This is a genomic window from Rhizobium sophoriradicis (assembly GCF_025200795.1).
GTDB classification, from domain to species: Bacteria; Pseudomonadota; Alphaproteobacteria; order Rhizobiales; family Rhizobiaceae; genus Rhizobium; species Rhizobium sophoriradicis.
The window spans coordinates 111646-124392 of the sequence record NZ_CP104156.1; the positions used below are offsets into that span (position 1 = coordinate 111646).

Below are 12747 nucleotides of genomic sequence, written 5' to 3' on the forward strand. Positions count from 1 at the left end.
GGAGAACTTCAATGAGGTGCATTCTGAATGTCACACTTGGGGCGCTGATCTCGGTTAGCGCCCTGGCGACAACCGCTTACGCGGATGGTGTCGATCAGCTACCGGCTACAGAAAAGAAGATCTATGAAACTGTAGATCCGCAGATTCCATTGGGGGCGAGCGCCTACAAAGACTTCAAGCCCAAAAAGGGTCCTCCGTGGAAGATCGGCTATGCAAGCAGCTACGCTGGCAACACCTGGCGAGCCGCAGCTCTCGATGCGGTCATGAGCGATCTTTTACCGCGATCAAAGGCTGCGGGCCTGGTGTCTGATGTCGTGGTCACCCAGTCGGATCTTAAAGACGCCGTTCAGATCCAGCAGATGCGTCAAATGGTGGACGAAGGCGTCGATGCAATCATCATCTGCTGCTCGAACGTCACGGCTCTTAATCAGACGATCGAATATGCCTACAAAGCCGGTGTGCCGGTGTTCTCATTTTCGGGCTACGTGACGTCGCCATACGCCATCAATGGCGCGGCCAATCACGCGCAGGGCGGTGCCGAGATGGCGACGTGGCTGGCGGAAAAAATAGGAAAGAAGGGCAATATCCTTCTCGTTTCTGGTATTCCCGGTTTCGCTTCTTCGGACAGCTTTGACAAAGCGGCTAAGGAAGCACTTGCTAAGTACCCCGACATAAAGATCGTCGGTGAAGTTGCAGGGAAGTGGACCGACCAGGTGGCCCAGGTCGAAGTTCAGAAGTTTCTTGCGACGAACCCGACGAAGATTGATGGGATCCTCACGCAGGGGGCCCAAGAGAACGGCGTTCTCAACGCAATGCTGCAGTCAGGTCGAGACATGATCCCGATTACTCTCGGGGGGGAAGCTTCCGCCGCGTGCTACTGGCGCAAGAACCCCGAGTTTGTGGACAGGAGTTTCCATATTTGGCCGCCGCGTCGCGAGATGCAACAGATGTGGGAGATCATGCTCCGCACATTGGAGGGACAAGGCCCTAAGGTTCAGTCCTTCCTTCGACCCGTCTTGCCTTACACCATCGATGAAGTCCGCGCGGCGATACCAGAAGATTGCGACTTGAACTCGACAGACTTCGTGGAGCCCAAGGCGGACGGGTGGTTTCCTGCTGCGATTGCTGCAGACTACTTCGAACGCCCGGCTGATCCCTGGAAGCCTGTGTCGAAGTGAAACTGTTCTGCCCGGTGGGTCTTGCCACCGGACAGAAGTTTCTCTTGTGGGAGGACCGCCTCGCGCGGCCGTTGGGATTAGAGGATCTCCGATGCAAAACCAAACTACGATCAAGTTGATCAATGTTGCCAAGTCTTTCGGCGAGACTAAGGCCTTAAAGAAGTGTGATTTTGAAGCCCGGGCCGGAGAAGTGCACGCCATCGTCGGAGAGAATGGAAGTGGCAAAAGCACGATGGCGAAGATCATGTCTGGAGTGTTGCACCCAGATTCCGGGAGCGTTTCGGTCCTTGGAGAAGAGATTTCGACTCCGACTGACGCCAAGCGCATCGGGCTGACAACGATCTTCCAGGAAGTGCTGGTGGCCGACGAGGCCAGTGTATTGGAAAACCTGTATGTCGGGCGCGACGGCATCTTCCGCTCGCAGGGCGGCAGTGGTCGGCGTACCGAGGCTGAGGAGATCCTGAAACGCCTCGTCGGCAAGCCCGTGGATCTCGATCAGAACGTTGGGGCATTGCCTCTGAGCGTCAAGCAATGGATAGTTATTGCGCGAGCGGTCTTGCGCAGGCCGAAGGTCCTCATCCTCGATGAATCGTCTGCGGCATTAGACCTCGATTCCACGATCCGCCTCCACGAGGAAATTGATCGTCTCCGTAGGGAAGGTGCGACCGTGCTGATCGTAACGCATCGGATCGCTGAACTTGTCCGCATCGCCGATCGAGCCACGATCCTTCGCGACGGCGTCACCATTGGTACGCTCGAGAAGCATGAAATAACTGAAGAGAACCTGCTTTCAATGATGACGCCCGCGGACCGAAACGCAAGCGACGCGAAGGCGTACGAATCAAAGCAAGTAGGCGCCGCCGCGCCGGCCGTGGTAGCGGTAAGAGACCTCGTTACTCACAGCGCGGCAGCGCCCTTCGATTTCGATCTACCGAAAGGAGCGATCATCGGTGTTGCAGGACTCGACGGGCAGGGGCAGGACGCTTTCGTACGCGCCGTTGCGGGTATCATCCAGCCTTTTGGTGGTAATGTCCAAGTCTGGTCATCCAGCACCGAGAGAATGAAAAAGGTCGCATCGCTCGAAGACGCTACCAAAGCAGGAATCTCGTATATTTCCGGCGACCGCAAGCGTGAAGGTATCTTCCCTCAGCAGAGCATCTTCGAAAATCTTGCCATCGGCGTCTATCGCAAGAACCTCGGTCCTCTTGGTATAATCAATAAGGCCGGCCTCAAACCCATGTTCAAACGCGAGGTGGATCGGCTCCGGATTAAGATTGGAAGTCCGGCGAACAAGATCACCTCACTGTCGGGCGGAAATCAGCAAAAAGTTTTGATCGGCCGTGCCTTTGCAAACGAACCGTCCGTCATCGTCCTTAACGATCCCGCTCGCGGTGTCGACCTCGGAACGAAGCGCGATCTCTACCGCGAACTGCGCCTGTTCACGGAGAAGGGTGGCAGCGTGATTTATCTATCAAGCGAAATTGAAGAGTTCATCGGCTTTGCGGACCGCGTCGACGTCTTCTTTGCTGGAAGGCTTTTCCGGTCGCTAGCAGGCGAGGACATAGCGGAAGAGCCAATCTTGGCCGCAATGTTTGGAAAATCGCCAAACGCCTCCATCGAGTTCGATCTGGAAAGGACTGCATGATGTCTGGAATCGCATTCCGTCAAATCACCCAGGACCGTTCCCTCTTCGTGCCGGCCGGCCTATTCATTGTCCTTTTGGTCGCCGTTGCCCTACGCGGACACGGGCTATTCACGAACAACGGCCTCGCAGGTGCAATCCTTGTCGCCACGCCCTTGATTCTAACGGCGCTTGCCCTCACCCCCATTGTCATGGCGGGTCGTGGAGCAGTGGACCTTTCAGTTGGCCCCTTGATGGGGTTCATCAACGTTACCCTTATTACCTGGCTTGTGGGTAACGGAATTACCAACCCTATCGCAGTGATAGTATGGGCAGTCGGCCTGGGAGCGGCATTCCAGCTACTCCAGGCGCTGGTTATCATTTATGTGCGTGTCGCTCCGATAATCGTTACGCTGTCGGGTTTTCTTGTCCTCTCCGGGTTGAACCTGATGGTGATGTCCCGACCGGGTGGAGTCGCGCCCGACTGGATGCTTAGCTGGGGGGCGGGGACCGACATCATGTCACCTGTTTTGCTGTTGCTGGTTGCAGCGTATGCATTATGGCTCCTTCTCAGGGGGACTATGTTTTACCGCAACCTTCGCATGACGGGTGCGGATGAGCGCATGGCGTATACGAGCGGCGTTCGAGTGGACGCAGTCCGCATCATCGCCCACGTTGTTGGTGGAGCATTCGCTGGACTTGCCGCCCTCAGCTACACGGCGCTGATCTCCTCTGGTGATCCGACGCAGGGCAGCACCTACACCCTTCAGGCTGTTACGGCCCTGGTTCTCGGAGGTGCGAGCCTCTCCGGTGGTCGTGGTGGAGCACTTGGATCTACGCTTGGCGCGATCAACATGTTCCTCATCTCCTATCTCCTCTCCACCTTCAACTTCGGCACGGTTTCGGGGTTCGTTACCCAGATGGCATTCGGCTTAATCCTCGTCGGATCACTTCTCGTGAACGTCTTTGTCATCAGTCGCCGCGCGGTTGTGTAAGGAGCAAGATAATGGTCGCGACAGTTATGAATTCCGAAATCAAATCGGCTCAGAAGTCTAACCCGCTCAAGGCTCATCGGAGCATCGTCATTGGCTTTGTTCTTCTGGCCTCTCTCTTAGCACTCGGTGCATTGCTGGTCCCCGGCTTCGTATCATCCCAAAACGCGCGTTCAATCCTTCTTCTCGCAGCGTTTCTGGGGCTTGCCTCCATTGGCCAGACCCTGTGCGCTCTGGTCGGTGCGCTCGATCTTTCGATACCATATATTATTGGAGGCGCGAACATCCTCCTTCCCAGCCTTATGGTCGCAGGTATTCCCGCTCCCCTCGCGATGCTGGTTGTCATGCTCCTCGGTGCGCTTGTCGGGGCCGCCAATGGCGCCCTGAGCTTCCGTCTCCAAGGGCAAGCGCTGATCATGTCGCTCGGAGTTGGCTTCGCGGCCGTCGGTGCGGTCCAGATCTACACCTCACTCGGCTCGGCGTTTGGTGGTACAGTGTTTGCTCCGGTACCCGAATGGCTGAGGAACATTTCGGCGTTCAACGGAAAGTTTTTCGGCCTGTCGCTGCCTCCGGTCATCGTGATCTGGGCTATCGTCGCCATCGCGCTTGGATGGTTCATGTACAACACCTGGTTTGGCCGCAGCATTTACGCCGTCGGCGGAAGCCGGACGGCGGCCGCCCGCCTCGGAATCTCCGAATTCAAGGTCTGGACCGTCATCCATAGCGTCAGCGGTGCCATGTCTGCAATCACGGGCATGCTGCTACTAGGGTTTTCCGGTGGTGGCTTCGTCGGCGTGGGCGACCCTTATCTTTTCACCACCGTAGCAGCGGTGGTGATTGGAGGGACGTCGCTTCTTGGTGGGGCGGGCGGCTATGGCGCGACAGTGCTCGGTGTTCTTGTCCTGACTGTACTGACCTCGCTTCTAGTTGGCCTCGGACTGAACTTTCCGGCGCAGCAGGCTGTCGTCGGTCTGCTCATCGTTCCGATGGTCGCGATATACGCACGGTCACCACACATTCGAAATCAGATATGATCAATGCATAGAAAGGAAGATCCATGGCAATCTCCAGCACCCTGCTAGGCCGTTTAAAGGACCAGACTCTCGTTCGCGAGCAGATGCTGGTTGGAGGAAAGTGGTCGAGCGAAGGGGTAAACGGCACACGCATCAACGTGCTAAACCCCTCCACGATGGACGTCCTTGCCTCTTTGCCTAGCGCTGGCCTTGCTGAAGTGCGAGCCTCTATCGATGCTGCAAAGGCTGCACAGAAGAAGTGGGCTAAGGTTTCGGCGAAGGAACGCTCGCTGATCATGCGGAAGTTCTACGAAGAGGTGGTAGCTAACGCTGAAGACCTGGCCGTAATTCTGACATCGGAAATGGGCAAGCCACTGGCGGAAGCGCGTGGCGAGATTGCTTACGGCGCTTCCTACATCGAATGGTTCGGTGAGGAAGCCAAGCGTGTCTATGGTGACACCATTCCAGGTCACCAGGCCGACAAGCGACTGCTTGTCATCAAGCAGCCGGTTGGCGTTGTGGCCGCCATCGCTCCTTGGAACTTTCCGTCGGCGATGGTGTGCCGCAAGATCGCGCCGGCGCTCGCGTCCGGCTGCGCGATCGTATTCAAGCCTGCTGCCGAGACTCCGTTATCGGCGCTTGCATTGGCGATCCTCGCGGAGCGTGCCGGAATACCCGATGGCTTGTTCAGCGTCCTCCCGACGGATAATGCAAGAATGTTTGGCGAGGAGGTCTGCTCCAACCCGGTCGTCAAGAAACTGACCTTCACCGGTTCGACCGAAGTTGGCCGTATCTTGATGGCGCAAGGCGCCCAGAAGATCATGAAGCTGAGCCTGGAACTCGGCGGCAATGCGCCGTTTATCGTTTTCGACGATGCAGATCTCGACCAGGCGGTCGAGGGGGCTATGCTTTCTAAGTTTCGTAACGCGGGTCAAACCTGCGTGTGCGCGAACCGTATTTACGTACAGAGCGGGATCCATGACAGGTTCGTCGAGAAGCTGGCAATGCGCGTGAGTGCCTTGCAGGTTCTTGACGGGTTTGAGAGCGGGGCGACGATCGGCCCGTTGATCAACGATGAAGCGGTAGCAAAGCTCTATGGTCATATCGATGACGCTGTGACCAAGGGTGCGACTGTCGTGGTTGGTGGTGACCGCGATGCTCGCGGAGGCACGTTCGTCCAACCAACGCTTCTCTCGGGTGCCACAAAGGATATGAAGGTTGCGCGTGAGGAAACCTTCGCGCCTCTGGCTCCGGTGTTCAAGTTCGATACTGTCGAGGAAGTCATCGAACTCGCGAACGATACGGAATTCGGCTTGGCAGCCTACTTTTTCGCCAACGACCTCAGGAACGTTTGGAAGGTCACAGAGGCGCTGGAATACGGCATGGTTGGCGTGAACACGGGTCTGATTTCCACCGAATTAGCGCCATTCGGCGGCGTCAAGCAATCCGGCTTCGGCCGAGAGGGCTCAAAGTACGGAATGGATGACTTCTTATCCATGAAATACGTCTGCATGGGCGGGATCGGCGCATAGCGATCGCCCAAGGGTCGCTCGCCGACTGAACTTAAAGGGGGAGAGGTCTGTTGAATAGAGGCAGGACAGCAACATCCTCTCCGCCGGTTGCGAGGTCTCAAAAGGCTGGACTTTTCTAGAGGTTTCGCGGGAGCTGTCCTACGGATCTTCCCTTCCGACCCCTTCTGGGGCCGGCCTTGCAGACGAGATTTCTGCCTGTCTTTTCGATTGTCGATCCTTCCGCCAATGCCCTACAAGGTAAGTCTTTCCCAGATAGCTTGTAGCCTTCGAAGAGGTAACACGACATGAACGAGCTGTTGCTCCGTGGCGTTGTCGTTTCAACGTATCGGAGTCCTGAGCAGGAGCATGATCACCACCCGATCGATGCACGCGTTCGTCCTGAAATCGATCAGGCCGACGATGCTGCACGTGCCAGCGTGGAGGGTCAAGCGAAAGCCATTCGCGTCAACCAGCGACGCGTCAAGGTGTAGTTGTCGGCGGCCGCACCCTCAGTGTCGGTTTGACGTAGCCGCCGATCTTCGCCGGCGCCAGGCCTTTATGGTAGATCCGGATGCGTCCGGGTCATCCAGACGTCAAACGCGTAATGCAGGAAGAGATTCGATAGGATCGGGCTGACCACGCCCCCTTGCGGGGTACCACGCATCCGCTCAATGACTTCTCCGTTCTTTTCCATAGGCGCGGTCAACCATCTTTCGATGTAGAGCAGAGCCCAGTTGCATTTAACGTCTTTTCTGACCGTCTTCAGCAAGAGATCATGCGGAAGATTGTCGAACAGCTTTGATGTCGGATTCCGGATCAATCATCTGCTTGACCACCATCTGCGCGATCCGATCACTGACCGCCGGTTCCAGATCTTGTAGAGATTTCTCGCAAGGTCTTTGTCAAACATCTCCAGGGTCTCACCGTCCACCCGGCTGCACCACGGTTGGCTTTGACCGCTTTGTAAGCTTCGTACACTTGCCGCTTCTCAATCCGAAACGGCTTGTCTGTCGTACCTATCGAAGTCATCCTGTTTCCAGTTGTTCCAAACAATACGACCACCTGATCCGATCCCTTTGCTCCGGCCCCATTACAGGGCCCTCAACGCTCATACGGATCGGTCCGCCCCAGTCTCCTGCATCGGTACTCTCGCCTTACGGTTTCTCCGCTTGGGCTTCTCCCTTGGCATCAGGAGCCTGGTTCCTGCAGTTCCGGGTGAAAGCCTGTGTCCAACTCACGCCCCCTCTACGCCGGTCGCCGCCCGCCCAATCATCAGGCACCCGGCGGACTTGTCCCAGGATGACGAAACAGTCCTGGTTTCGACGACGCTTATATTCATAACGGCGCGTCTTCGGAGGGTTCACTTTCGTTCGTCTTCGGACACGCACCTGCTCGGATCTCGTCCGAACTTTTCATCCGGCGCTCACCACCACGGCTCTTTACCGCAGCAGCTCGGACTGGTTTGAGACCCGCTCCTGAAAGCCGATCCCGGAGGGCCATCCTCCATCATTCACGCAGCTTCACGTTACGGGGTTAGCTCACACTGAACTCCTTCCGTGCCTCTGCAGCACACTTTCGTCGATGAAGATCAGTTTCTCCGGATCGAGGTCCAATTGACCATCGAACCAGGCGCGCCGGCGCTTCAGGACGTCCGGTCGGTCCTGCTCCAGTGCGTGTGCGGTCTTTTTTAAAGGTCCACCCACGGCTTCGAAGCCAAGCGCCAAGTGCGCTGCGGCTGATCTTCACCTGCCGCTCGACGGACAAGCGCTCAACCATCTCATCGAGCGTCACATCCCTACGCTCGTTGATCAACGCGACAACGAATTCCTCGTGTGCATCCACTGCCGAAGGTCGTCTCCAGCCCTGTGGCCGAGCAGTCAGCTCACCCTCTTTCGCTCTTGCAATCCAGCGGATCGCCGTCGAAATCCCAACTCCGAAACGAGCCGCAGCCTGTCGAGCCGACATGCCCGCCGCAGACGCTTTCAAAACCCGTATTCGAAGATCATCGCTCAGGGCCTGTCCCATCATCCACCTCTTCTCTGTGGAGTTGAATCAGCTTCGATGGACGCCGTCACATCACAATCGATTCATCGATCGCAGGACTTGCTCTAGGTCGCTCGTGGCGGGGCGAAACTCGGTTGCTGAAAACGATGATGCTCTTCGAACGGCGCCAAATAAAATTTTGCCGGCTGCATCCTCCTTGTAAGCGCGGACGATCCATTGGACGCCTGACTATCCTTAAAACGTCGTCTTTTTGCATTCGAGACGGGCAGGAAAGGCTTCATTAACCAACGCAACCAATAGGTATTCTCAGCTATGTCACAGACCCACAAGATTGATCTGCCGTTCGAATGAATGAAACGGCAATTGGAAGATTTGAGTAGACAAGTCGATCGTCCACCTCACCTAAAAGGTTTGCCTTTATGCCCAAGTCCATTAGACTCGCTTTATCTTTGATATTTGTTCTGCTCTCTCTTCTCGCGGCGGGCCAGGGCATCGTGAGTATCGTCAAGCTGCTGTCCATTAGGAGCAATATATCCGAAGTTGCCAGCAACTGGCTGCCATCGATCGATGTGATAAATCGGATCAATACGATCACCGGGGACTACCGCATCCTGCAGTTCAGGCTGGTGACAAACTCATCAGATTCGACGAGCCTTGCGCATAATATCACCACCTTCCGCCAGAAGATGGAGGATCTCGCGAATGCCCGTGGTGAATATGAGCCGATGGTGACATCCGGCGAGGAGCGTCAGGCCTATGACGCGTTCTCCGCTTTGTGGACGCAATATCAGGAGGATGGCGAGCGGATTGTTAAACTAATGCAGGCAGGCAAGAAGGATGAAGCATTTGCTCTTCTAACGAGTGACGCCACGACGAAACTGTATAATGATAGCGGAGCGCTCCTTGACCAGGATGTCGCAGTTAACAAGCGTGGTGGAGTCGCGGCCGTCGGAAACACGATGGGCGCCGTTTCATCGACGGTTTTGGTCACCATTCTTGCCATGGCGCTGGCAACTACGACGGGCATTATAGCCCTGCTTTACTGCATCCGGAAGATTACCGATCCGATCTCGCGGTTGACTACCACGATGGGCGTACTGGCAGATGGTAATCTCGACACTGAGGTTCCTTTCGCAATGCGCGCCGACGAAATCGGCAAGATGTCGAGAGCCGTTGAGGTATTCAAGCAAAACAGCATCAAGGCCCGCGATCTGAACGCGCAGGAGGCCGCGTTGCAGGCCAAGAGCGCCGACTTGCAGTCGAGCATTGCCGAGGTGGTGTCAGCCGCCGTAGCCGGTGACTTCACCCATCGCATCACCAAGAAATACGGCGATGCGGCTCTCGACCGTTTTGCAGGAAGCGTCAACGAGCTGGTCACCTCTGTTGACCGGGGCATCGCCGAAACTCGCCGAGTTATCTCAGCGCTTGCCGATGGGGATCTGACGGAAAACATGTGCGGCGAGTTTCAGGGAGCCTTTGGTGAACTGAAGAGTAATGTCAACGCCACCATGGCAGCCCTTCGATCCGTATTAGGCGAGGTTCGCTCCGCCGTCGACACGATCAACGGCGGAGCCGGCGAGATGCGCATCGCCTCAGGCGACCTTTCAAAGCGCACGGAACAGCAAGCCGCGGCCCTGGAGGAGACCTCTTCGGCGCTTGAGGAAATCACGGTGGCGGTAAAAAGCTCGACAGAAAGAGCCACGGAAGCCAGCCATATGGTCGATGAGGCACGCAGAAGCACCGAGCAGTCGAGCGCGGTTGTCAAAGACGCGGTCGCCGCCATGGGCCGCATCGAGCAGGCCTCGGATGAAATCGGCCAGATCATTAACGTCATTGACGAGATCGCCTTCCAGACCAATCTTTTGGCCCTTAACGCCGGCGTCGAGGCGGCGCGTGCGGGTGACGCTGGAAAGGGTTTCGCCGTTGTGGCTCAGGAGGTGCGTGAACTGGCACAGCGCTCCGCCACTGCCGCCAAGGATATCAAGGCGCTGATCAACCGGTCCGGCGACGAGGTCAAAACTGGGGTCAGGCTGGTAACGGCCACAGGCGATGCCCTTGGTCTAATCCGAGGCCACGTGATCAAGGTGAACGAGCACGTTCATACGATCTCGACGGCGGCACGAGAGCAATCGACCGGGCTGGCGGAAGTCAGCACTGCGGTCAACCAGATGGATCAGACGACCCAGCAGAATGCGGCGATGGTGGAAGAATCGACGGCGGCCACCAACCGGTTGGCGGATGAGGCTTCCAATCTGGCGCGGCTTATTGCGCGCTTCAGGCTCGACGGTTCGACTGTTGTACGGCGTGTTGCCCACCAGAACGGTAAGCCGGCCGCCTCGCCAGCGCGTGCCCTCTCCCAGAAGCTTGCCGGCGCCTTCGGCGGACGTACTACAGCCGCTGTCGCGACTAAGGAATGGGAAGAGTTTTAATGAATCATGTCATAATTCACCGCAGGATATTATCGGTTTCCATCTGGCAGCCAGCAGTTCTGCATGAAGACGACGTTGATCCCGGAAATCCGGGGGTTAGCAGAGGCGACGCCGCTGCCCCTAACGCATGTTCTCGGTTCAGGGATCTGCCGGTTCTGTCATTCCGGTGATAGAGCTTGCTGCCGAGATAACCAATCCCATCGGTCTAGCCACAGCGCCATTGTCGTCGTTGAGGTAGCAGATGGTATCATCGGCCCGGTCGTCGATCAGGTCTCTGGCATTCTATCGATCAACGGCGATCGGATCCAACCGGTTCGGACTTAGGCGCGACTTCGACCCAACCTTCAGCTACGGAATCACTCCGCTTGAACAAGGGATGGAATGCTTCCTTAGTTTTGAGCAAAGGTTTGGCACCAATCAGGACGCATCGCAGCTGCCTAGCAGACTTTTGCTTTTTCACCTTCCGCGACTGTCTTCCTTCAAGACGCGGAGTATTAACGAAATTCAACGAGAGTTCGAAGATGTCCAAAGTTATCGCAATCAATTTCGGGCAACAGGCTAAGACAGATACCCACTTAGAAAGCCACGAAGATGCACAGTCGCAGCGCCTGGAGCAAGAGCGGCTGCAAATGATCCAAATCACCAATCACCTTGAAGCACTGTACGCTCGGCTGCTGACCGTCTGTGGCGACAGACCGAAAAATTAAGGGCGCAGCGATGGTATAGCCCGGTGGAGCGCTGCGAACCACAGCGCCATCGCGAAGGGCTATTTCCGGGTCAGCTTTCGGGCGGAGAGGCCTGCGAAGCACACATAGATCGCCTATGCGGCAGAACATCGCTCATATGCACTGTTTTAGATGGCAGTTCGCCGTAACGTCTCTTGTACTCTGCAGCAAAACGGCCGAGGTGTGTGAAGCCCCACTTAAGCGCTATTTCCGAAACGCTGATTTTAGCGCCGTTTTGCAGCAGTTCCTGTCGAGCTGCGCACATACGCAAGTCTCGGAGGTGCATTGTGGGGCTGGTATTACGAAATTGTCGGAAGCCGTGCTGCAAAGTCCGCACGCTGACCTTGGCCGCAGCGGCGATATCGTTAAGGGAAATGGGTTGAGCCATATGCTCTTCCATAAACTCCATTGCCCGTTTCACGTGGCGAGGCGTGGGAGACGGAGACGGACGACGAAGTTCATCGGTATAGCGATGCATACAGCTTTCGATCAAAAGGTACTCTATCGCGTCGAGGAGCGAGCTATAGGCCGACGGGCATTGTCGCAGAGCCCCCCCGGCACTGAGGCCGCGATGGGCAGACAGGGCTAGTTCTCGCATGAGCGTTCCCGCGCTCGATGCAAGATCAAGGGTCGGCTGAATTTGCAGATTTCCGCTGATCGTCCGATCGAGCATGCGAGAAAGCTTGTCACGCAAGGATTGCGTATCGATCGTCAATGACAGTTGAGATCTTATGCCATCTTGTCGGGCATTCAGCGGAGCATTTGCAACATGCGGCGACTCTACCTGTTGCCCAGACCAATGAAAGACTGCATTCCCGGACGCCGGCAGGAAGACCGTTACGACGTCAACTGGGGAATCTATCATGACCGAGAACGCCCCTTCATGATGGGCATCCGCAACGCCAAAACCATCAAGGGAAATTCGACTGCAGCGAGAGTTAAGCGATCTACTGTCGTGTTGAGCAAGGTCAGAGGACGCCAGGGGCGATGATATCAAAGGCAAAAGACGTTCGGGATCGGAGCCCTCGATAAAGTTGTCTTTCACTAAGGTCCCTTCATCGGGCTTGCTGAACAAACTTTCGGTCATCCAATATAAACCTATCTATGAACACCAACTCGCACATGCCGGGACTAGTTTTCCAAACCTTCAAAGCTCGAGACCGGATGGCGTGCGAGCGATTTTGATCGCGTACATGACCGATTCGGACCTTTGTGGAGGCCGGTTGAATCTCTCATTCCCTAGGCTTTCGTCATGGCGGATCATCACCAGCACC

9 protein-coding genes and 2 pseudogenes are annotated in these 12747 nt (G+C 56.4%); 8 read left to right on the forward strand and 3 right to left on the reverse strand.

From position 1 onward, the window contains the following. Positions 1-11: 11 nt before the first annotated feature. The 6 genes from N2597_RS31365 to N2597_RS31390 all read left to right on the forward strand — a co-directional run bounded on the left by N2597_RS31365 (position 12) and on the right by N2597_RS31390 (position 6806). A complete protein-coding gene (locus N2597_RS31365; protein WP_008534334.1) occupies positions 12-1178 on the forward strand; it encodes an ABC transporter substrate-binding protein in 1167 nt (388 codons plus the stop codon). Between the two features lie 91 nt (positions 1179-1269). After that, positions 1270-2823 carry a sugar ABC transporter ATP-binding protein gene (locus N2597_RS31370; protein ID WP_004668627.1) on the forward strand — a complete coding sequence of 518 codons (1554 nt, stop codon included), beginning with the start codon at positions 1270-1272 and terminating at the stop codon, positions 2821-2823. Next, positions 2820-3794, forward strand: coding sequence for an ABC transporter permease (locus N2597_RS31375; protein WP_008534336.1), 975 nt, complete (start codon positions 2820-2822; stop codon positions 3792-3794). The genes N2597_RS31370 and N2597_RS31375 overlap by 4 nt, the downstream gene beginning before the upstream one ends. An 11-nt stretch (positions 3795-3805) precedes the next feature. Beyond that, complete coding sequence (locus N2597_RS31380) at positions 3806-4825, forward strand: ABC transporter permease (protein WP_004668632.1); 1020 nt, start codon at positions 3806-3808, stop codon at positions 4823-4825. A gap of 23 nt (positions 4826-4848) precedes the next feature. Then, the gene (locus N2597_RS31385; protein ID WP_008534338.1) at positions 4849-6336 is read left to right on the forward strand and encodes an NAD-dependent succinate-semialdehyde dehydrogenase; all 1488 of its coding nucleotides are present in this window, start codon (positions 4849-4851) and stop codon (positions 6334-6336) included. Positions 6337-6620: 284 nt separating this feature from the next. After that, the gene (locus tag N2597_RS31390; protein ID WP_183599878.1) at positions 6621-6806 is read left to right on the forward strand and encodes a hypothetical protein; all 186 of its coding nucleotides are present in this window, start codon (positions 6621-6623) and stop codon (positions 6804-6806) included. 68 nt (positions 6807-6874) lie between these two features. On the opposite strand, the pseudogene N2597_RS31395 reads toward N2597_RS31390, so the two are convergent. Together N2597_RS31395 and N2597_RS31400 are read right to left on the reverse strand one after the other, a co-directional pair. Beyond that, positions 6875-7344, reverse strand: a pseudogene (locus tag N2597_RS31395) (reverse transcriptase domain-containing protein); the annotation flags it as partial. Positions 7345-7880: 536 nt separating this feature from the next. Next, positions 7881-8340, reverse strand: a pseudogene (locus tag N2597_RS31400) (helix-turn-helix domain-containing protein); the annotation flags it as partial. 398 nt (positions 8341-8738) lie between these two features. Between N2597_RS31400 and N2597_RS31405 the strand changes: the two are divergent. Continuing rightward, positions 8739-10748, forward strand: a complete 2010-nt coding sequence (locus N2597_RS31405; RefSeq protein ID WP_012489469.1) for a HAMP domain-containing methyl-accepting chemotaxis protein — start codon at positions 8739-8741, stop codon at positions 10746-10748. Between the two features lie 521 nt (positions 10749-11269). After that, the gene (locus N2597_RS31410; RefSeq protein WP_004673279.1) at positions 11270-11455 is read left to right on the forward strand and encodes a hypothetical protein; all 186 of its coding nucleotides are present in this window, start codon (positions 11270-11272) and stop codon (positions 11453-11455) included. A 70-nt stretch (positions 11456-11525) separates the two neighbouring features. Here the strand turns inward: N2597_RS31410 and N2597_RS31415 are convergent, their stop codons facing one another. Continuing rightward, a complete protein-coding gene (locus tag N2597_RS31415) occupies positions 11526-12560 on the reverse strand; it encodes an AraC family transcriptional regulator (RefSeq protein WP_008534360.1) in 1035 nt (344 codons plus the stop codon). Positions 12561-12747 lie beyond the last annotated feature (187 nt).